Annotated in this window: 21 protein-coding genes; 14 read left to right on the top strand and 7 right to left on the bottom strand. The window is 46.3% G+C overall.

Annotated elements, in window-relative coordinates; all coding sequences use genetic code 11:
- Positions 1-71 precede the first annotated feature (71 nt).
- From K8U60_RS09075 to K8U60_RS09055, 5 genes are all read left to right on the top strand, one after another.
- Entirely contained in the window at positions 72-1,808 is a 1,737-nt protein-coding gene (locus K8U60_RS09075) for a carbon starvation CstA family protein (RefSeq protein WP_223637311.1), read from the top strand.
- A 115-nt stretch (positions 1,809-1,923) separates the two neighbouring features.
- Positions 1,924-2,187 (top strand): cory-CC-star protein, encoded by a 264-nt coding sequence (locus tag K8U60_RS09070; RefSeq protein WP_006829350.1) that lies wholly within the window; start codon positions 1,924-1,926, stop codon positions 2,185-2,187.
- A gap of 23 nt (positions 2,188-2,210) precedes the next feature.
- The gene (locus tag K8U60_RS09065; protein ID WP_223637309.1) at positions 2,211-3,143 is read left to right on the top strand and encodes an ArsA family ATPase; all 933 of its coding nucleotides are present in this window, start codon (positions 2,211-2,213) and stop codon (positions 3,141-3,143) included.
- 5 nt (positions 3,144-3,148) lie between these two features.
- Complete coding sequence (locus K8U60_RS09060; RefSeq protein ID WP_223637306.1) at positions 3,149-4,129, top strand: zinc-binding dehydrogenase; 981 nt, start codon at positions 3,149-3,151, stop codon at positions 4,127-4,129.
- A 71-nt stretch (positions 4,130-4,200) separates the two neighbouring features.
- On the top strand, positions 4,201-4,509 hold the full coding sequence (locus tag K8U60_RS09055) for a DUF4870 domain-containing protein (RefSeq protein WP_223637704.1): 309 nt from the start codon (positions 4,201-4,203) through the stop codon (positions 4,507-4,509).
- A gap of 293 nt (positions 4,510-4,802) precedes the next feature.
- Here the strand turns inward: K8U60_RS09055 and K8U60_RS09050 are convergent, their stop codons facing one another.
- Positions 4,803-5,243: a YtoQ family protein gene (locus K8U60_RS09050; RefSeq protein WP_223637700.1), complete on the bottom strand. Its 441-nt coding sequence runs from the start codon at positions 5,241-5,243 to the stop codon at positions 4,803-4,805.
- A 52-nt stretch (positions 5,244-5,295) separates the two neighbouring features.
- Positions 5,296-5,517: a transcriptional regulator gene (locus K8U60_RS09045; protein WP_223637303.1), complete on the bottom strand. Its 222-nt coding sequence runs from the start codon at positions 5,515-5,517 to the stop codon at positions 5,296-5,298.
- Positions 5,518-5,647: 130 nt separating this feature from the next.
- On the opposite strand from K8U60_RS09045, the gene K8U60_RS09040 reads away from it, so the two are divergent.
- From K8U60_RS09040 to K8U60_RS09015, 6 genes are all read left to right on the top strand, one after another.
- Positions 5,648-6,814: an exonuclease SbcCD subunit D gene (locus K8U60_RS09040; protein ID WP_223637300.1), complete on the top strand. Its 1,167-nt coding sequence runs from the start codon at positions 5,648-5,650 to the stop codon at positions 6,812-6,814.
- On the top strand, positions 6,811-9,903 hold the full coding sequence (locus K8U60_RS09035) for an AAA family ATPase (protein ID WP_223637297.1): 3,093 nt from the start codon (positions 6,811-6,813) through the stop codon (positions 9,901-9,903). The genes K8U60_RS09040 and K8U60_RS09035 overlap by 4 nt, the downstream gene beginning before the upstream one ends.
- A 251-nt stretch (positions 9,904-10,154) precedes the next feature.
- Positions 10,155-10,367, top strand: coding sequence for a hypothetical protein (locus K8U60_RS09030; protein WP_223637294.1), 213 nt, complete (start codon positions 10,155-10,157; stop codon positions 10,365-10,367).
- Between the two features lie 113 nt (positions 10,368-10,480).
- A complete protein-coding gene (locus tag K8U60_RS09025; protein WP_223637291.1) occupies positions 10,481-11,749 on the top strand; it encodes an acetyl-CoA hydrolase/transferase family protein in 1,269 nt (422 codons plus the stop codon).
- A 125-nt stretch (positions 11,750-11,874) separates the two neighbouring features.
- The gene (locus K8U60_RS09020; protein ID WP_223637289.1) at positions 11,875-12,309 is read left to right on the top strand and encodes a MarR family winged helix-turn-helix transcriptional regulator; all 435 of its coding nucleotides are present in this window, start codon (positions 11,875-11,877) and stop codon (positions 12,307-12,309) included.
- Positions 12,302-13,474, top strand: coding sequence for an MFS transporter (locus K8U60_RS09015; protein WP_223637286.1), 1,173 nt, complete (start codon positions 12,302-12,304; stop codon positions 13,472-13,474). The genes K8U60_RS09020 and K8U60_RS09015 overlap by 8 nt, the downstream gene beginning before the upstream one ends.
- 173 nt (positions 13,475-13,647) lie before the next feature.
- Here the strand turns inward: K8U60_RS09015 and K8U60_RS19050 are convergent, their stop codons facing one another.
- The 3 genes from K8U60_RS19050 to trhA form a co-directional block, all read right to left on the bottom strand.
- Entirely contained in the window at positions 13,648-13,779 is a 132-nt protein-coding gene (locus K8U60_RS19050) for a hypothetical protein (RefSeq protein ID WP_263298624.1), read from the bottom strand.
- Between the two features lie 23 nt (positions 13,780-13,802).
- Positions 13,803-14,582, bottom strand: coding sequence for a 2-keto-4-pentenoate hydratase (locus K8U60_RS09010; protein WP_223637280.1), 780 nt, complete (start codon positions 14,580-14,582; stop codon positions 13,803-13,805).
- A gap of 103 nt (positions 14,583-14,685) precedes the next feature.
- Positions 14,686-15,333 carry a PAQR family membrane homeostasis protein TrhA gene (gene trhA, locus K8U60_RS09005; RefSeq protein ID WP_223637278.1) on the bottom strand — a complete coding sequence of 216 codons (648 nt, stop codon included), beginning with the start codon at positions 15,331-15,333 and terminating at the stop codon, positions 14,686-14,688.
- A gap of 139 nt (positions 15,334-15,472) precedes the next feature.
- Here trhA and K8U60_RS09000 point away from each other — a divergent pair, with 139 nt between their 5' ends.
- The gene (locus tag K8U60_RS09000) at positions 15,473-16,045 is read left to right on the top strand and encodes a DUF1836 domain-containing protein (RefSeq protein ID WP_223637276.1); all 573 of its coding nucleotides are present in this window, start codon (positions 15,473-15,475) and stop codon (positions 16,043-16,045) included.
- A complete protein-coding gene (locus K8U60_RS08995; RefSeq protein ID WP_223637274.1) occupies positions 16,045-16,509 on the top strand; it encodes a YaiI/YqxD family protein in 465 nt (154 codons plus the stop codon). Before K8U60_RS09000 ends, K8U60_RS08995 begins: the two co-directional genes overlap by 1 nt.
- Positions 16,510-16,542: 33 nt before the next feature.
- On the opposite strand, the gene K8U60_RS08990 is transcribed toward K8U60_RS08995, so the two are convergent.
- On the bottom strand, positions 16,543-17,652 hold the full coding sequence (locus tag K8U60_RS08990) for an S-layer homology domain-containing protein (RefSeq protein WP_223637272.1): 1,110 nt from the start codon (positions 17,650-17,652) through the stop codon (positions 16,543-16,545).
- A 166-nt stretch (positions 17,653-17,818) separates the two neighbouring features.
- Between K8U60_RS08990 and K8U60_RS08985 the strand changes: the two genes are divergently transcribed.
- A complete protein-coding gene (locus K8U60_RS08985; protein ID WP_223637270.1) occupies positions 17,819-18,514 on the top strand; it encodes a type 1 glutamine amidotransferase domain-containing protein in 696 nt (231 codons plus the stop codon).
- 2 nt (positions 18,515-18,516) lie between these two features.
- On the opposite strand, the gene K8U60_RS08980 is transcribed toward K8U60_RS08985, so the two are convergent.
- Entirely contained in the window at positions 18,517-19,398 is an 882-nt protein-coding gene (locus tag K8U60_RS08980) for a glycerophosphodiester phosphodiesterase family protein (RefSeq protein WP_223637268.1), read from the bottom strand.
- Positions 19,399-19,568: the final 170 nt, after the last annotated feature.

The following is a 19,568-nucleotide window of genomic DNA, read 5'->3' as shown; positions in this document are numbered from 1 at the left end:
TGCGACACTCCTCTATGATTGACATACAGGCGATTTGCAACGCTTGCAAAAAAGGAAAAGGGGTTGAGATTGTGAATGCAATTGCATTGGCCGCCATTGGAATTTTTATTTTTATACTGGGATATCGCTTTTATTCCAAATTTATAGCTGAAAAGATTTTTAGGCTCGATCCGAATTACGTAACACCAGCACATCGTTTTAAAGACGGTGTGGATTTTGTCCCGACTAATAAATTCGTACTATGGGGACATCATTTCACTTCCGTCGCTGGAGCTGCTCCGATTTTAGGGCCGGCGATTGCTGTGTATTGGGGTTGGCTGCCGGCAGTTTTGTGGGTAGTGCTCGGTACCGTTTTTGCTGCCGGTGTCCATGATTTCGGGACATTGGTCTTGTCGGTCCGGAACAAAGGGCAATCTGTCGGAACGCTTGCGCATCGCTTGATCGGCCAGCGCGGGAAGATTCTGTTCCTGTTTATTATTCTGATTCTGGTTCTGATGGTCAATGCGGTATTTGCCTGGGTAATTGCCAATCTGTTTATTTCTTATCCTGCCAGCGTCATCCCGGTATTTATCCAAATTCCGTTAGCGATTTGGATTGGTTATGCTGTTTACAAGAAGAACAAGAAAATGTTGATTCCTTCACTTTTAGCTCTGGCCGTCATGTACATAACTGCTGTAGTTGCCAGCCAAGTGAGCTTTATGCAAATTGACCTGGTTCAATACATGGGTGGAGAAGACGGAGCCGGATTATTCGGCCTTGGGGCAATTTCAACGGCCTTCTTTATCTGGATCATCGTATTGATGGTTTATGTCTACATCGCTTCAACTTTACCGGTCTGGAAATTGCTTCAGCCGCGTGACTTCATCAACTCACATCAATTGATTGTTGGTCTGGGTATTCTCTATCTCGGCTTATTGTTCACCAACCCTGAAATTACGGCACCTGCAACCAACCCGGACGCCGACATTTCCTGGTTCCCATTGTTATTCATTACGATTGCCTGTGGTGCCATCTCCGGTTTCCACGGACTGGTTTCTTCCGGTACTTCATCAAAGCAGCTGGATAAGGAAACCGATGCTCGTTTTGTCGGTTATTTAGGAGCGGTGGGTGAAGGGGTTTTGGCCTTGATTTCGATCATTGCCGTTATCACCCTATTCCCTGACCGCGAATCATTCTTTGCAACTTACAGCAGTTTTCAGGCTTCCAATGGAGCAGGTTTAGGTGCCTTTATCGAAGGGGCAACCAATTTGGCGCAAGGCTTGCTGATTCCATCGGAAGTTGCTTCAACAATTGTTTCGATTATTGTCGTATCATTTGCAGCCACGACTTTGGATACTTCTGTTCGTTTGATGCGCTACATCATTTCGGAATTGGGCGTAGAGTATAAGATCCCATCTCTCGAGAAAAAACATGTAGCTACAACAATCGCTGTTGGAGCAAGTGCTGCACTGGTGCTTCTTCCTGAAGGGCCAAATGGCTTTGGTTCAGGTGGTTACCTGCTCTGGCCGTTATTCGGTACAGCCAATCAGCTGCTTGCCGGCATCAGTTTACTGCTGATTTCCATCTGGCTGCGGAAGCTTGGGCGAAATTACATGATCACCATCATTCCGATGATTTTCCTGATGTTCATGACGCTTTGGGCGATGTTCCAGCAGGTGTTCCTGCAATGGGCATGGTATGCAGACCAGCCGAGTACATTATTGTTCATCTTCGGCGCGATCATTTTCGTCTTTACACTTTGGATTATCCTTACTGCTATTCAGGCATTGCTGAAGAAAACAGATCCTGATTTCTCAGGAGACGAATAAATCAAAAATTCAATTAGCGGGGGACTCTTCCCGCTGATGGGGAAAAATAGGTAGGCGGCCAAGGGATCATGAATTTTGTGATCCCTTCCGTTTATATTAAGGAAGAGGTGCTGATATGTTGGTGTTCGATAAATTAAAGCAATTGATCGCTTTTTACGAAGCCGTCCTTGAATTGCCGCATCGCACTGAAATTGCACGTGAACTTCGGGATGAGGATGATCTCTTTCTCCTGATGCTCTACTCGGAGATGTTGGGGATCCCCAATCCTGTTTATTATTACACCTTGGAACTGTATCCGTACATGATTGAAGAATTCCATGACTGGCATCTGCGGATGGGTATGGATAAATCACCGTTAACCGGCATTCGCTGCTGTTAGTTTTTTAGGAATGAGGGAATAGAATGGATGTACTGTCAAAAAACATTATTTTTGTCGGAGGGAAAGGCGGCGTCGGAAAATCGACATCAGCTGCGGCCATTGCCTGGAGGTCAGCTAAGAATGGCTATAAGACTTTATTGATTTCCACTGATCCAGCCCATAATGTAGGGGATATCTTCAATCAAAAAATTGGCGGCAAAACAAAAGCGATTGCTGAGAATCTTTATGCTCTTGAAATCGACCCGGAAATTGAAACAGATAATTATATTAAAACGGTAAAAGCCAATATCAAAGGCACCGTCCATTCCAGCATGATGGAAGAAGTGAACCGGCAGCTGGATACAGCTAAAGCCTCTCCAGGCGCAGACGAAGCGGCGTTATTCGATAAGCTGATCCACATCATTCTGGAAGAGCGTAAGAATTTCGATAAGCTGGTGTTCGACACTGCACCGACTGGACATACAATCCGGCTGCTGACACTGCCTGAGTTGATGGGCGTGTGGATTGAAGGGCTGCTTGAAAAGCGCCGGAAAACCAATGAAAATTACACGCAGCTGTTGAATGACGGCGAACCACGGGAAGATCCGATTTACGATGTGTTGAGAGAGCGGCAGGAGCGCTTTTCGAAAGCACGGGATCTCTTGCTCGATGAACAGGAAACTGGGTTTATCTTTGTGCTGAATCCCGAACGCCTGCCTATTTTGGAGACGAAAAAAGCGCTTGACCTGCTGCATAATTATCATCTTCATGTGAAGACCTTGATCATCAATAAGATATTGCCGGAAGAGGCGGATGGTGAATTTTTATTGGAACGGAAAAAGCACGAAAAGAAATACCTGCAGCAGATTACAGAAACTTTCCCGAAACAACAACTGATCCATGTTCCACTTTTCTCACAGGACATCATCAGCAAGACGCAATTGGAGTTATTCAGTGAATATTTTCAGGAAGGGTGAATAGAGTGAAAGCATTTGTAATAGAATCCGGTGAATTGAAAGTGAAAGAAATGGAAGAGCCCCGAGCGAAACCGGGAGAGGTCATCGTATCCTTACGGGCAGCCGGCATAAACCGCAGAGATTTAGGCTTGATCAAGCGTTACGGAGATAAGCCGGAAGCTTTGATCATCGGTTCTGACGGAGCGGGTATAGTGGAGTCGGTAGGCGATGATGTAATCGACTTTGCTTATGGAGACGAAGTGATCATCAATCCTGCTTTACGTTGGCATACAAACAGTGACGCCCCGCCAGCAGAATTTGATATTTTGGGAATGCCTGACCACGGGACTTTTGCCGAAAAAATTGCGATATCCGCCGAACAACTGGAAAAGAAACCGCGTTATCTGAGCTGGGAAGAGGCTGGCAGCCTGGCATTGCCGGCATTGACCGGATACCGTGCCTTATTCACGAAAGGCCAGCTGAAAAAAGGCGATACCTTGTTTATCCCTGGAGCAGGAAGCGGTGTCGCAACATTTTTGATTCAGTTCGCGAAGAATATGGGCGCTCGAGTGATCGTCACTTCCAGAAGCGAAGAGAAACGTCAGCAGGCTGAAAAGATTGGAGCCGATCTGGCTATCCCAACTGACAGCGACTGGCCGAAGGAATTGGCGGATGAAACCATCGACCTTGTCATTGACAGCGTAGGAGCGGCTACTTTCAACCGGTCACTCGATGTTCTTAAAAAAGGCGGCCGGATTGTCATTTTCGGAGCGACAACCGAAGACACAGTCGATTTCAACCTTCGTAAATTCTTTTACGGACAATATCAATTGTTTGGGTCGACGATGGGAAGCCGGGAAGAATTGCGGGCGATGCTGTCGCATATGGAGTCTTTTACTACGAAGCCGGTCATCGATAAATCATTTCCGTTGGACCAGGCACAGGAAGCGTTTGACCATTTAGCTTCCGGCAGCCAATTCGGCAAAGTTGTTTTACGCAACAGCTAATAAAATCTGAAACTTTTCAGTCGGCCATCCGTATATAGAGTATAAGAAAGATTCGACTGGAGGCTAACATGATGGAAAACACAGGTTTAAAAATACTCGTCCACGCCAGTGCGTTTTTTGCTCCGTTTCTTGTCCCGGTAATTGTGTTTCTGATTTCAATGGATAAAGAAGTGAAGAAGCTGTCAATCCAAGCGATGCTGTTCCAACTCGTTATTGGCGCCTTGCTCTTTATTTCCAGCTGGTTGGTCATATTCCTTATCGGCATTCCAATGCTGATCGTTTTCGGACTGATGGGCATCATCATCCCGATAATGGGGATTATCAGAGCTTTAAACAACGAGCAATTCGATTACCCGATAGTCGGAAGCTGGTACCAATAAAAAAAGCCCTTTGGGGCTTTTTTTATTGGTTGAGCTTGTAGACAAAAGACTATTGCTGTCATTTAAAGAATGAATACGCATTTCATCCTGTTTATACCAGATCCTGCGCTTCAGGAGCATGGGTTTTTCAGTGACGAGGAGGCTGAAGCTGAGCCCACGGAAAGCGAAGTGGCCGGACCGCTTGGGGATTAGGCACCGCTATACATTTTGGTCAGGCTTTGTCTACAGTCTGACGAATAAAAAAGAAAACAGCCACTCGCACCTTGTATCTTTTAAGGGGCGAGTGGCTGTTTTTATTCGAAGATATAAGTTAAGGCTTTGATTGCTTGGTCACAGGTTTCGACTGTGGCGTTTGCTTTTCGGGATAATTCCTTTAATGGATGATGCAATTTCTCCGGGCGGATGATGATGACGGGCTTTCCTGAAGCAAGAGCTGTGCTGGCATCCATCGCCGTATTCCATTGCTTGTACTGTTCGCCGAAAAGGGCGATGACCAAATCGGCTTTGTGCATCAGGACGCCGGTGCGCAAATTATTGAAGCTGGAAGCGGCTTGGTCTTTAGCAATGGCGTCATGCTGTGGACCGAGTATTTCTTCACCGATGTTGTCAGAACACTCATGGATTTCCATCGGACCGACAAAATCGATGGGCAAATCTAAAGCGGCTGATTTTTTTTTGATTTCTTCACGCCAGGCGCTATGGATCTCCCCGGCAAGGTAAACAGTTAATCTCATCATTTCACCCTCCAAAACCATTTCTTCCAGTGTATCATAAGGGCGGGCGAGCTTAAATGATCTGGCGCTCTTTAGGGATGACAGGCATCAATGAAAGTACATTCTCCATTTTAAAGGTCCGTTTCCTGCGGCGCAGAAAACAATAGGCCTGGAACGAATCTCCGCTGACCTTCAAAATTTTGACGCGGCGTTTGCTGATGCTGCCATCATTGGCCATATACATCATGTCGATAAGTTGCTGCTGGCTAAAAGCCTTGAGTATCTGTGCTTTCATGAGTACCCCTCCTCTTAATAAGAACGTTTGTTCTTAGTATAAAACATAGTCCTGGTTAAAACAAGTGTGTAGTATCGTGTATAATGGAACGAACATATATTCTTTTGCGAACAAAGAAAGGGGCATTCCGATGAAGTTTTTTCATACCGCTGACTGGCATTTAGGCAAGCTGGTCCAAGGAATTTACATGACAGAAGAACAGCAGTTTTTGCTGGCGCAATTCATAGATGCAATAAAAGAAGAACAGCCTGATGCTGTGATCATTGCAGGAGATCTTTATGACCGGGCAGTGCCGCCAACCGACGCTGTCAACTTACTGGATGAGGTGTTGGCGAAAATCGTGTTGGATTTGAATACGCCGGTCCTGGCAGTAGCGGGGAACCATGACAGCCCAGGAAGGTTGAACTTCGGCAGCCGGTTGATGAAGATGAACGAACTCCATATCGCGGGCCATGTCCATAAAGAGCATCAGGCGGTTGTCCTGAACGACCAGTTCGGAGAAGTCCATTTCCATCTGGTGCCTTATACGGATCCCTCGATGGTGCGCTATGCGTTTGGAGACGATGCGATCCGCAGCCATAATGACGCCATGAAGGCTATCACTGAAAACATCAAAGTCGCGTATGACACACAAGCCCGACATGTCTTTGTCGGCCATGCCTTTGTCACGCCTCACGGGGAACAGGAAGAGAATACCAGCGATTCTGAACGTCCGCTGTCGATCGGCGGAGCAGAGCATGTGGATGCCCATCATTTTGAAGGTTTCCACTATACTGCTCTCGGCCATTTGCACAAAGCCCATTATGTACGGAATGAAACCATCCGTTATTCGGGCTCTCCTTTAAAATATTCGATTTCAGAAGAACATCATCAAAAAGGCTTCCACATTGTTGAAATGGATGCAGCAGGAGAGGTTTCGGTAACCAAGCGGCTATTTTCCCCAAGGCGCAATATGCGTACGGTCGAAGGCACGATGGATGAAATTCTGCGCCATGAAATCAGTGACGATTTTGTCTTCGTGACTTTATTGGACGATGCGCCGGTACTGTTTCCGATGGAAAAAGTGCGCTCAGTCTACCCGAACGCCATGCATGTGGAAAGAAGAAACTTTTCGGGAAGCATGATGCAAAGTGACGCCGGTTCACGCCGAAAAATGGATTCCCTGTCTTTATTCCATGCCTTTTACGAGGAAGTGAAAGGTGAGAAAGCAACAGATGAAACCGCTGATATTTTCAAAGACGTACTTCAGGAGTTCCTTCATGAGGAACCTGCTGAAAAAGAAGAGGTGAAGTCATGAGACCGTTAAAACTGAAGATGACTGCATTCGGTCCTTATAAAAACACTGAAGAAATCGATTTCGCTGACTTGCAGGGAAACCAGCTGTTTGTCATTTCAGGCAGCACGGGTTCGGGGAAGACCACCATCTTTGACGGCATCTGTTTTGCTTTATATGGTTCAGCGAGCGGCTCTGACCGCAGTGAATCACGTATCTTGAGAAGCGACTTTGCGGATGACGCGACCCATACCTGTGTGGAAATGGAATTTGAAATCCACGGCAAGATCTACCGGATCCTGCGCCAGATGGGCCATGTCAAAAAAGGCAATAAAAGCGCAACCGGGGAACGCTATGAATTCTTTGAACGCAGTGCAGAAGGCGAAAAGCCATGTGTTGAGCGACAGATCGTCTCGGAGATCAACCGTCGGGTGGAAGAAATCATCGGCCTCACGCAAAATCAGTTCAGCCAAATCGTCATGCTGCCGCAAGGCGAATTCCGTAAACTCCTGACATCTGAAACAGATAACAAAGAAGAGATTCTCCGGAAAATCTTTAAGACGGAGCCGTATAAACTGATCAGTGAACGCCTCAAGCAGAAGAAGGATGAGGCGGCGAAAAAATTTGAGCGCGAACAACATGACCTGAACAGCTTCGTCCAGCGGATCGCCACTTCCTTGCCGCAACGTGATTCTGCGCTGTTTGAAGTATTGGGCCGCGAACATATGAACATCAATCAGGTGCTGGACGGCCTGGAAAAAGAAGTCGTTTATTACAAGGATAAGATCAGTCTGGATGAACAGAAGTATCAGGCTGTATATCAGCTCCATACCGATAAAATGACCGCCTATCACGAAGCGAAAAAGTGGAATGGCCGTTTCGATGAACTGGATGAAAAGAAAGGCCAGCTTGAACGGCTCGACCAACTGCAATTAGACTATGCAGACAAGGAAAAAGCGTTGCAAGCGGCAGAGCGTGCCAGCTACATTTCGGGGATCGAGAGTTTGTTTCATGAGTTGCGCAACAATGAAATCGAAAAAAATGAGCTTCTGAAAGCGGCCATCCAACAACAAGAGCAATCGGAACAAACAAAGCTTTCTGCTGAGGCAAGCTTTATTGCCCAACAGGCGCTTCAAGGTGAACGCGACCAATTGCGTGAGCAGCTTGTCTATTTGGAAAAGCTATTGCCTGCCATCCAGGAGTTGGACCAGAAAAAAGACAATCTTGACCGCCAGGAGAAAAACGTGCGGCAATCGGAAAAGCTTTTGAAGCAAGCGGAAGAAGAATTCGCCGCCCAAAAAGATGAGAAAAAGCAATTGGATGAAAAAGTTATCGAGCTGGAAGATTTTTTGGAATTGTCTGATGAAACACAGCAGGAACTGGCAGCCGTAACTGAAAAGAGCCGCGTAACAAGTGAGTATATCTCGCTGAAACTCCAGGAACAGCAGCAACAGGCTCTTGAGAAAGAACAAAAGATGGCCTTTGAGCAGGCAGATTCAGCTTATCGCCAATTGGAAGCGCAGTGGTTTGCCGATCAGGCGCATGTTCTTGCCGGACAGTTGCGCGCCGGGGAAGCCTGCCCTGTCTGTGGAAGCTTGGATCACCCTGGAACAGAGTTGAAAATCGAAGGCCAGATGGTGACGAAAGAACAAGTGGAAGCGGCGAAAACAGAATTTGATGGAGTAGATAGAGAATACCGCAATGCTTCAGCTAAACTGTTTGCTGTGCAGGAACAACTGGACCAAAAAGGACAAGATCTGGCGGACTTGAAACTGGCAGCGGGCCAGATTGAAGAGCAAGCGCTCCAGCTGGAACAAACGAAACGAAAGTTAACTGAGCTGACGAAGAAACAGCAAGTCGGCAAACAGGAAATGCGGAAATGGAAAGAGCAGGTGGCGATCTGTTCCCAAAAAATTGAGCAACTGGAACAGAACAGACACGGAATAGCGGAAAGAGTGCAGAAACAGCAAGCTTCTTGCCAAACAGCCAAGGCAGTCTATGAAAACGAACTGGCTGCGGTACCAGAAGAACTGCGGGAATTGTCTGTTCTGAAGCAACAATTGGAGCAGACAGCTTCACGCAGGCAGCAGTTGGAGCAAAGCTGGACAAGCGCTCAGGACCAGTTCCAAAAATCGAAAGAAGGGCTGGCAAGTTCTCTGGTTTCCGTGCGTCATGCCAAAGCTACCGCAGAAGAAATAGCCGGCAAGAAAGACAAAGCACAGCAACAATTTGCGGAAGCGCTGGAAAAATCGGCATTTGAGTCTGAAGAAGCCTATCAACAGGCAAAACTGGGGGATGCGGCTTTTGCAGCTTTGAAAAAGGATATCCAGAAATTCAGCCAGGCACGCCATACTCTGCAGCAACAGGTCGGTGAACTGGAAGAACTGCTCTCTGCTCAAAGCCGAAAAGATTTGAGCCAGGCAGCAGCAGAGCTGGCGGAGTTGAAAGAAGCTTATGAACAGGCGCTTGCGGAACGCAACCGTTCGCAGGACTTCGAAAAAGCAGGGGCGCTTTTGATCGCCAGCATCCAGAAGGTGATTGGAAAAGCGCTCGAAGCTGAGCAAACCCTGAATCGGATTGCGGATCTTCACGACATGCTCCGGGGCCAGAACGGTTTGAAGCTTTCATTTGAACGCTATCTCCAAATCGAGTATTTGGAGCAGATCATCCTATCGGCCAATGAGCGGCTGAAGAATTTGTCCAACGGCCAGTTCCACTTGATCCGCAGCGATCGCCAGGAATCACGCGGCAAACAAAGTGGATTGGGTTTGGACGTCTACGATGCTTATACAGGGCAGACGCGTGATGTGAAGACCATGTCAGGCGGGGAAAAGTTCAATGCTTCGCTGTGCCTGGCACTTGGAATGGCAGACGTCATCCAAAGTTTCCAGGGAAATGTCTCAATTGATACAATGTTCATCGATGAAGGCTTCGGTTCACTGGACGAAGAGTCGCTCAACAAATCAATTGAAACTTTGATTGACCTGCAAAAATCAGGACGCATGATCGGCGTCATTTCACATGTGCAGGAACTGAAGGCAGCGATTCCGGCCATCTTGGAAGTCGAGAAATCAAAAGAAGGCTACAGCCGGACAAAATTTCTCCTCAAATAAAATCAGGATGATGGATCTGGACGTTTGAAGCTTTCTGTAAAAGTGAATGGTAAGAGTAATCGGTAATTCACGGCAGGTGGTCGGCTGAAAGTGAATGCTGATTGGTGCAGTGGTTAGTAGGAAGCGACAGCGCTGTTCCAGTTTCGCTAGAAAGTTCAGTGGGCACCAACGCATTTGAGCTTTTCCTGCTGTCTATGCTCGCCTGGACAAAAACGTGTAGAAAACAATGAAAAACCAAAGGGGTCGGGAAAATGAAGCATTTCAGTTTTAAAGCACGACTTATCTATTTTGGGGCCATTGCCCTCATCAGTCTGGCTTTCTTTGCCCTGCAGCTGACAGCTGTCTTAGAAGGCAGTGACGGAATAGGCTCCATTATTCTGGCGATCTTATGGGCGCTCATGGCATTATTCGGCTTAGCTGGTTTTGGCTTTGCCTTAAAAAATCAAAACCGTCAAAAAAAATGACGGTTTTTTTAGTGGAAGGAAAAGACGGAATTGTGCAGAAATTTCCGAAAAACTGGCGTCTCTTTGATCTGTGGTAAAGTTGTAGCATAACGAAGCAAACAGGGGGTTACAAAATGGGAAAGAAATTAAGCCCACAGGAAGTCATTGCGTTGATCGATGCAAAAGCTGATTTGATTGTTCCAATCGCGAATGGGGAACCAATCCGGTTATTGGATATATTGGAGGAAAACGCTGAACAACTAGATGGTGTGAAAATCCATCAAATGCTGGCTTTGCGCTCAAGATCCTATATTCAAGGTGAAATAGAGCAATTGAAGCACGTTTCGTATTTTCTGAGCGGTGCCACACGGAAGGTCTACCAACAGGCAAAAATGGAGCTGGTTCCAAATAACTTCCATGAAATGCCCCGGCTGCTTCAGAAGACAACCAAAATGTCGATGATCATGACCGTGGCTTCACCGATGGATAAACATGGCTATTTCACTTTAGGTACACAAGCTGATTATATTGCCGATTTTATCGGGAAAGTGCCATTCATTCTGGAAGTGAATGACCATATGCCCCGGACACATGGACGCAACCAGATCCACATCAGCCAGATTGCAGGGTATGTTGAGCATCATGCACCTCTGTCAGAAGAGAAAGTTCCGGAAATCAGCGATAAAGATTTGCTGATTGCGTCGACGATCATTCAGGATATTCAAGACGGAGATACGTTGCAAATTGGAATTGGGGCGGTTCCCAATGCTGTCATCAGCATGTTGAAAGACCATCGCCATTTAGGGATTCACACGGAAATGCTTCCTGATGGTGTCGCAAACCTGGTAGCTGCCGGTGCAGTCGATGGATCGCGGAAATTCACCAATCCCGGTAAAATTATCGCCACTTTCGCTTTCGGCTCCAAAAATCTCTATGATTTCATCGATGATAACCCGGCTGTTGAATTCCAGCCGGTCAGTGTCGTCAATGATCCGAGGGAAATCGCTAAAGAAAAGAATATCGTCTCCATCAACTCCACAACTGAAGTGGATCTGTTCGGCCAATGTGCGTCTGAGACGGTTGGCGGCAAGTATTATTCTTCAAGTGGTGGCCAAATTGATTTTGCCCGTGGCGTGCGGTTCGCTGAAAACGGCAAAGGTTATATTTGCATGCCTTCTACTGCAAAAGATGATACCCTGTCACGGATCAAATTGGCGCTTGCGCAAGGTTCTGTAGTGACCACCGGGAAAAACGATGTCGACAATATCGTCACGGAGTATGGAGTAGCCCGTTTGCACGGTGTTTCCATTTCAGAACGTGCCAAGCGTCTCGCCGCAATCGCCCACCCGAAATTCCGCGAAGAATTATTGTTTGATGCAAAAAAACATGGCTTCCTCGTGTAATAAAAGCAGAAAGGCTATTTCCGTTAGGAGATCGCCTTTTTCTTTTGGGAGTCGAAATACTTTTCTTTACAAGGTGTTGGAAGGGGCATATACTTACCTAAGTAAATAAAATAAGAGGTAAACTTATGAAAAAATTATTGTTTCACGAAATTCATCAAAAATCCCGTTTGTCGATCAAGGAAGTGAACGAGGCCTTGAAGGAATTTGAACTTTACAGTTCTCAATGGTCCATCCTGTTTTGTCTGAAACAATTCGGTTCGATGACTCAAAAAGAGATTTGGCAATACATGAACGTCGAGGCTCCGACTGTGACGAGAACGATTGTCCGTTTGGAGGAAAGCGGATGGATCTTCCGCCGTGAAGGACAGGACAAGCGGGAGCGGATTGTGCAGCTTTCCTCTTTTGCTGAACAAAAATTGCCGGCTATTGAAAACCGGATTCGGCAGGCAGAAGAAAGACTGGTTTCGGGTCTTTCGGAGGAAGAACAGGATCAACTGATTGGATTACTGAGAAAAATAGGAATGAAGAGTTCTGATGAAAAGGATGTAAAGAATGGCTGAAAAAAGACCAATTTGGACAAAAAGCTTTATTAATATTTCAATAAGCACGTTTTTTATTTTTGTGGTTTTCTATGCACTGCTGACGTTTATGCCGCTGTTTGTGCTGAATGATTTAGGCGGTACGGCTACCCAAGGGGGCTTGGCTGTTTCCGTTTTCCTGCTGTCCGCTATTATCATGCGTTTCTTTGCAGGGATGATTTTGGAGAAAGTCGGGAAAAAGAGAATACTGATCATTTCACTTTTCCTGTTTACTGTCAGTACGGTATTGTATGTATTTGTCGGAAGTTTTACCGTGCTGTTGCTGCTGCGTTTTTTCCAAGGGATCTGGTTCAGTTTGCTGACGACTGTAGCTGGAGCTATTGCAGCGGATATCATTCCACCTGAGCGGCGTGGTGAAGGCTTGGGGTATTACGGCATTGCGATGAATCTGGCTGTTGTAGCCGGACCGTTCATTGCTTTGTCCCTGCAGCCGTATATATCGGCACAGACAATTTTCATCATTTTTTCCGTTATCATGATTATTGGCTTCTTTTGTGCGTTAGCCGTTAAAGTGGATGAAGTGCCGTTTGAAAAAGAAGAAAAACATAAATTGACGATCAATGATTTTCTCGAGAAAAAATCGATGCCGATTGCAACGGTCGGTTTTTTCATTTCCTTTGCCTATGCGAGCATCCTGACATTCATCTCTGTCTATGCGGAATCACTGGGGCTGATCAAAGCTGCAAGTTTCTTCTTCGTCGTTTATGCCATTGCGATGCTGATTGTCCGTCCATTCACTGGAAGGATATTTGACACCGTCGGGCCAAATGTCGTCATCATTCCATCCATTATCATCTTTGGCGCGGGGCTTATATCGTTGAGCTTTGCCGAGTCTTCGGGGATGCTATTGGTATCAGGGGCATTGGTGGGGCTTGGCTACGGAACCTTGCTGCCAAGTTTCCAAAGCCTTGCCATACAGGCGGCTGAAAAACATCGCAGCGGTTACGCTACAGGAACGTTCTTCGCTTTTTACGACAGCGGAATTGCAATCGGTTCGGTATCGCTTGGTTTGCTTGCAGGATTCGCCGGCTATTCGAATCTCTATTTGATGCTGGGTATTTTTGTGATCCTTATTGTCTTTTACTATAGATGGATCATGTCGAAGAACCGGGGCCCTGCACATTGAAAGGATGGCAATAAAAAAGAAGGGGCAGTTCCATAAGTTCTTGAAATAAAACCGTTGGAGAAAAATGATTGATTTTTCTCCAACGGTTTTTATGGGTTTTATTTGAAAAGAAGAATTGTTTTATTCCATTAATAGAGCTTACTGTCCAAACTCGGCAAAATACTTTCCGCAAGCTAAAATGCTTCGGGAATAAAGCAGTGGCCGTCTTTAAAACTACCTTGATGGGGCATCATCGTAACCACTACTAGTTTTGAAGCGATCGCCGGAGAACCGATTCCAGTGCATTCCCGCTTGCTGATGGTCATTTTGACCAAGGCCCCTTTTCTGATTAATTGACGGTTAAAGTGACCGATCCCAATTCACCGTAGCTGGCCTCGTAAAATCCGCGTTCCAGCTTTTTCGGCAAAATGAAGGTGCCGGATGAAATGGCCATGCCTTTTTTGACCGTCAAGCCGTGGCCATCCAACTCATTAACCAGCCATTGAAGAGCATTGACGGGGTGGTCCAGGACTTCAGCAGAAGTATCCGCCGCAATTTCCTGGCCATCGAATGTCAGTTTTCCAGGCAGCTTTTCCAACTGCTCGTAGCTGACATTGTCCAGCGGCAAGCCGGTTACGATCCTTCCGGCTACGGCACTGTCGGCAACGACTTGGCCAAGAGTGATTTTTGGAAACCAGTCATCAAAGCGGGAATCCGGTACTTCAATGCCTGGCGCAACCCGGGTTTTCTTCAGGAGCGTAGGAATGTCGTCCGCTGCCGATAGGTCTTCCTTGGCGATGAAGATCAATTCGATTTCAATCAATGGAGAAGACATCGAATCCAGTTCAATGATGCCGTCCGATAAAGCGGAAGTGGTGAGGGCCCCATATAAAGGAGTTTCTGATTGGAAAAGCTCCTGGGTTTCCCTGCTCGTCAAGCTGATTTTATAGCCTTTCAATTCTTCCTGGCCACGACTGGTCTTATTGGCAGTAACTGCATGCTGAATGGCATACGCTGTGCGCTTCTCTAAAGACGCGGGTATTTGTTCTTTCGGTATCGTCTGGCCTTTAAGATAGGCTTCGTATAACACAGTAGCCATGTCAGTTTGCTGCGGATCCAATTTTTTCATGAGAACGCCCCTTTCGGCTGATTTAACACTTATCATATCATTCTGACAGTTTAATTTGGATATTCTGTAGTGTGAATTTCTTAGAGCGCTTCCGCTTTTCTCTTTATAGTACATAAAAATAAACGGACAAAAAGTGGCAGAGGCTGCCGAACAGGATGAACAGATGGAAAATTTCATGGAAGCCGAGATACTTGGAAGACAAGAAACCGGGCTTTAGTCCATAGATGATTCCGCCAACTGTATAAGAGATCCCTCCTGCCACGAGCAGCAGCAAGCCCGTCAGCGACAGGCTGTCCGCCAGCGGGACGACGGCGAAGATGATGATCCAGCCCATGGCGATGTAGATGGCGGTCGACAGCCATCTCGGGGAATGGAACCACACCATCTTAAAGAAGATGCCGCTCACCCCCAAAACGGCCACAAGTGAAAACAAAGTCCAGCCGAGAGTTCCGCCAAGGGCGATGAGGCAGAATGGGGCATAGGAACCCGCAATCAGGGCAAAAATCATCGAGTGATCCAGTTTTCGTAAAAACGCAATGATATAAGGCTGTGAAATGGCCGAATGATAAATAGTGGAAGCGGTGTACAAGAGAATCAGGCTGATGCCGAATATGGTGACTGCTGTGACATGCAGGGCAGATTCGTTGGCATAGGCGGCTTTGATGACCATCGCTAAGAGAGCGACTAAGGACAACACTGCACCGAACAAGTGGGATATTGCGTTAAAAGGTTCTCGGATATAGTCAGTCATGTAAAACAGCTCCTTGCTGTATCTAGTTATTGAAACTACTTATAACGATACTCGCATTATTAAACAGAGTCAAGTTTGGAGAAAAATTGATAATGAGGTAAAATAGCCAGTATGAAATACCGCAGGGAGCGTGAAGGAAATGGGAAAAGCAGATAGAATCATCGAAGAGATGGCTTTCCATAATCAGGTTCTGCCAGAGGATATTCCAAAGATTGATCTGTATATCGATCAGGTCATTCAATTGTTTGAATCCAGTTTCGCCGAATCGAAGCGGCATCCGGATGAGAAAATCCTGACCAAAACCATGATCAATAATTACGCGAAGGGAAAATTGTTCTATCCGGTCCAAAATAAGAAATACAGCCGGAACCACGTCATGCTGATCAGCTTGATCTATCAGATGAAAAGTGCGCTGTCCATCAATGACGTTAAGCAGGTATTGAATGGCATTAATGAAAAAGCGGCACAAAAAGAGCTGGATCTGGAACAGTTTTACAGCAGCTATTTAAGCCTCCAACAAGGCAATGCGGAAATTTTCGCAGACGGTTTAAAGCGCCAAGCGAGAGAAGCTGCCGAACAAACGGCAGGCGTTGAGGAATCGGAAGAGCTGGAACGCGTGCTGCTCATCGCATCTCTTGTTCATACCAGCAATCTTTACCGGAGAGCGGCTGAGAAACTGGTGGATGAAATGGCGAAAGGGGCAGAGAAATAATGATCAAAGTTCTCATTGATGCAGATGGGTGTCCGGTCGTCGGACAGACCATCGACTTAGCAAGAGCATATCAGTTGCCGGTCATTTTGATTTGCGATACTTCGCATGAGATGCACAGGGAAGGTGCGGAAACCATCACCGTCTCAAAAGGAGCGGATGCGGTTGACTTCGTTCTGGTTAACAGGGTAAACAAAGGGGATATTGTCGTTACCCAGGATTATGGACTGGCGGCAATGGTGCTCGCCAAACGCGGAATTCCGATTGATCAAAACGGCCGCGTCTATTCAGATGAAAATATTGAGCAATTATTGCATGGCCGTCATGTCGCGAAGAAAATCAGGCAAGGCGGAGGCAGGATGAAAGGGCCGAAGAAAAGGCGTGCGGAAGATAATGAGAAATTCCAGGCGGCCTTAACGGTTCTATTGAAACAGCATAGGGAAAATGCAGAAAGACCCGGCAGTTGACATGCCGGGTCTTTCTTTACGGACTCTTTTGGGTTAGATGGTCCAGCGATCATTGATGATGGCCACCAACACCCAGTCACCGTTGCTGTTCTTCTCAAAGACCATGTTCAGGCTTTGCCAGTCCATTCCATCGTAGCGGTCTGTGCCAGGGAAATAATACTCGACAATGGTCGCTTCAGGATACAACCGGTGGATAAACTCATGAGTAGTTGGCTGGACAGTTCGGCCATAGCGTTCTTTGGCGTTATAAGTCGCATCTGTATCCATCAAGTACTCACTGTAATATTCAGCAGGTGTCAAGTTGATTTCGAAGCCGCTGCCATCCTGGAAGCCCCATAAATAATCATTGGGATCATTCATGAAGCCTGGCAGTTGTGCTTTGGTGAAAGTGACCCCTCCATTGTCAATACAGCCACCGCTGTAAGGACAGAAGGTCAATCCTTCTGAAGAACTCACATAAGCTGCGACATCACCGAAATCCTTAGCCTTCAGCTCAGCCAAAATGTCATTAGCTGTCTCAAGCAAATCCTGTTTGTCAGGAATGAAAGAAGGTTCGATGGTGCGAGCCAGAAATGCAGAGAATTGAGCACGGGTAACCGGAACGTCAGGACGGAAAGTATTGTCCGGATAGCCGCGTGCGACTCCTTGGTGAGCCAGTCTTGAGACAGCATCAAAAGCAAAGTGATTTTTACTCATATCCCGGAAGTTGTTGTCTGGTGCTTCAGGGAAGTAGAAGGCTCTGTCGAGTATTGCGGCAGTTTGGCCACGGGTGACAGTCCAGTCGGGCCGGAAATAATTATTCGCAAACCCGTAAATGATTTCTTCTTCAGCGGCGGAAGCGATATAACCAGAGAATCGATGGCTTGCGGGAACATCTCTAAAACCGGTGGAACGGGGCGTGTCGTCCAGGTTCAAGGCACGTCCGATCATCGCGACAGCATGGGCACGGGTAACAGGGTCGTCAGGTCTGAAGGTGCCATCAGGGTACCCATTGATGATTCCTTCTTCGTACAGATAAGCGATTTCAAAAGCGAATGGGTGATTGGCAAAGACATCATCAAACAAAACAATCGCTTTGGCGGGAGACAAAAACGAACTGAACATCAGGATGGCAGCTGCAATTAAAGACAAAAAAGTCTTCATATTTATCCCTCCCTATTTGATCTTATTTTACCACACGATAAAGTAAAAAGTAACAATAAAATGTTATATAAAATAAGTAAATGATGCGTTTTGGGAGAGTGAGTAATTTTCTGGAGTAAAGGGAATAAAAAAGAAATAAGTAAATCCGACGTGGAAGGAGACAGCTATGAAAAAAATACTGATTGTTGTGACAAATGAAGCTGTAGTTGGAGCAAGAGGGAGGAAAACCGGCCTTTGGCTGAGGGAGCTGACCGATTTTTATCATGAAATCAAGGATGATTTTAAAGTGGATATTATCAGTACCGCTTCCAGCCGCGTTCCAATTGATCCGCTCAGTTTGATGGAAGCGGTTGCCCATAAGCAAACACGCCATTACTATATGGATGATGAACTGATGAGCAAACTGAAAAAGCCGCTTACCCCAGAACAGGTTAAAGGGCGGGATTATGCGGCCATTTACTTTGCAGGAGGCCATGGAACGATGGTCGATTTTCCGAATCACTCAGGCTTGAAGCAATTGACAGCGTCCATTTATGAAAGGGGCGGTGTGGTGGCGGCTGTCTGCCATGGACCAAGTGCTCTGCAGAATATCCAGTTGTCCGATGGCCGAAACCTGTTGGCTGGCCATGTCGTGACTGGATTTTCAGATTTGGAAGAAAAAATAATGGGGGTGTACAGTGATATTCCCTTTTCACTGGAACAGGCGCTGAGAGATCAGGGAACCTTATTTCAAATAGCACAGCTGCCATTCACGGCTTGCGTTATCGAATCAGGACGTTTAGTTACAGGGCAGAACCCGGCTTCAGCAAGCCTTGTCGGGAAAAAAGTAAAAGAACTATTAAAAGAAGTGAACCCGGCTTAGACTCAGCCGGGTTCGTTTACTTTCATTTTCTTTTCTGCGTAGTCCATGAATTGCAGTGAATAGTTTGTTTGAATCAGGGTGATGCCTCGGTCTATAAACCAGCCCCAGCCTTTATCGGGATCTAAAAGGGAAAGGGAATCCGAGCGCCGGGCATTTTCAGCGAAATCAAGTGCGTTGCCCCATAAATTCGTTTGGTCTTTGAGTTTGGAGATGATCTCGTCGGACAATACTACGTCGTCCTCTGTATAAAAAAGGAGTTCTATCGCTGTTGGAGAAACAGTCTCCAGCAGCAACTCAAGTTGATGAATGTTCTTATCGCTCAGCTTATGCATATAAGACATGTTTCGCGGATTGGAATCAAAAAAGGCGGTTAGCTGTTCAACCGGTTTATCGCTCTTTAACATGAAATGATCAAACAAATCATGCTGTTCGACCAAAGCATAAAGTTCATGCCGTAAATCCCAAGCCTTATCTGCATTGATCATGGCTTTTCCTTTGATCAATGGAAGAACTTCGAGAAGTGTGGGCACTTGTTCTTTGGTGTTTTTTGCGTTGGGTCCGCCATTCAATTCTTTTAAAGATAATTGTTTTATTTCTTTTAATGTCAGTTGCTCTATTTCTCCCGAGCCATTCGTCGTCCGGTCAACGGTGCTGTCGTGCATGAGAACAATCTGGCCGTCTTTGGTCAATTGCATGTCCAATTCGATTAAATAAATAGTATGGTCTATACAGTTTTGAATAGCGGGAAGTGAGTTTTCGGGAGCCGGATTCCACAGGCCGCGATGGGCGACGGGAGTCAGGGGATGCTGCTTTTCCTGTAAAGCTTTAAAGAAATCATCGTAACTGTTTAATTGCCATCCGAGTAGCTGTCGATTAACCGCCATAAGCTTCCTCCTTCCCTTCACTTTTAAGTATACAAGGTTCGGGTGAATAAGTTTATCGGGAAGCTCGGCAGGGTAATTTTGGAATATTCATGTCAGCTGCAGTAGTAAGGGCGAGCATTTCAAGGTATAGCGCTAGAGGGAAAGAATAGGGAATTACGATACAGAGGAGG

Origin of the sequence: Planococcus circulans, assembly GCF_020023385.1 — a bacterium.
In the GTDB taxonomy this organism is placed as follows: domain Bacteria; phylum Bacillota; class Bacilli; order Bacillales_A; family Planococcaceae; genus Planococcus.
The sequence above is the reverse complement of the archived record's forward strand: the minus strand, read 5'-3'. Positions and strand labels throughout refer to the sequence as shown.

Coding starts and splice junctions, on each gene's coding strand:
- K8U60_RS09010 (WP_223637280.1), bottom strand. CDS start 14,582: ATGAAAAAATTGGATCCGCAGCAAACTGACATGGCTACTGTGTTATAC.
- K8U60_RS09050 (WP_223637700.1), bottom strand. CDS start 5,243: ATGAGATTAACTGTTTACCTTGCCGGGGAGATCCATAGCGCCTGGCGT.
- K8U60_RS09035 (WP_223637297.1), top strand. CDS start 6,811: ATGAGACCGTTAAAACTGAAGATGACTGCATTCGGTCCTTATAAAAAC.
- K8U60_RS08990 (WP_223637272.1), bottom strand. CDS start 17,652: ATGAAGACTTTTTTGTCTTTAATTGCAGCTGCCATCCTGATGTTCAGT.
- K8U60_RS09055 (WP_223637704.1), top strand. CDS start 4,201: ATGGAAAACACAGGTTTAAAAATACTCGTCCACGCCAGTGCGTTTTTT.
- K8U60_RS09065 (WP_223637309.1), top strand. CDS start 2,211: ATGGATGTACTGTCAAAAAACATTATTTTTGTCGGAGGGAAAGGCGGC.
- K8U60_RS09015 (WP_223637286.1), top strand. CDS start 12,302: ATGGCTGAAAAAAGACCAATTTGGACAAAAAGCTTTATTAATATTTCA.
- K8U60_RS09020 (WP_223637289.1), top strand. CDS start 11,875: ATGAAAAAATTATTGTTTCACGAAATTCATCAAAAATCCCGTTTGTCG.
- K8U60_RS09045 (WP_223637303.1), bottom strand. CDS start 5,517: ATGAAAGCACAGATACTCAAGGCTTTTAGCCAGCAGCAACTTATCGAC.
- K8U60_RS09030 (WP_223637294.1), top strand. CDS start 10,155: ATGAAGCATTTCAGTTTTAAAGCACGACTTATCTATTTTGGGGCCATT.
- K8U60_RS09040 (WP_223637300.1), top strand. CDS start 5,648: ATGAAGTTTTTTCATACCGCTGACTGGCATTTAGGCAAGCTGGTCCAA.
- trhA (WP_223637278.1), bottom strand. CDS start 15,333: ATGACTGACTATATCCGAGAACCTTTTAACGCAATATCCCACTTGTTC.
- K8U60_RS08985 (WP_223637270.1), top strand. CDS start 17,819: ATGAAAAAAATACTGATTGTTGTGACAAATGAAGCTGTAGTTGGAGCA.
- K8U60_RS08995 (WP_223637274.1), top strand. CDS start 16,045: ATGATCAAAGTTCTCATTGATGCAGATGGGTGTCCGGTCGTCGGACAG.
- K8U60_RS09025 (WP_223637291.1), top strand. CDS start 10,481: ATGGGAAAGAAATTAAGCCCACAGGAAGTCATTGCGTTGATCGATGCA.
- K8U60_RS08980 (WP_223637268.1), bottom strand. CDS start 19,398: ATGGCGGTTAATCGACAGCTACTCGGATGGCAATTAAACAGTTACGAT.
- K8U60_RS09070 (WP_006829350.1), top strand. CDS start 1,924: ATGTTGGTGTTCGATAAATTAAAGCAATTGATCGCTTTTTACGAAGCC.
- K8U60_RS09000 (WP_223637276.1), top strand. CDS start 15,473: ATGGGAAAAGCAGATAGAATCATCGAAGAGATGGCTTTCCATAATCAG.
- K8U60_RS19050 (WP_263298624.1), bottom strand. CDS start 13,779: ATGACCATCAGCAAGCGGGAATGCACTGGAATCGGTTCTCCGGCGATC.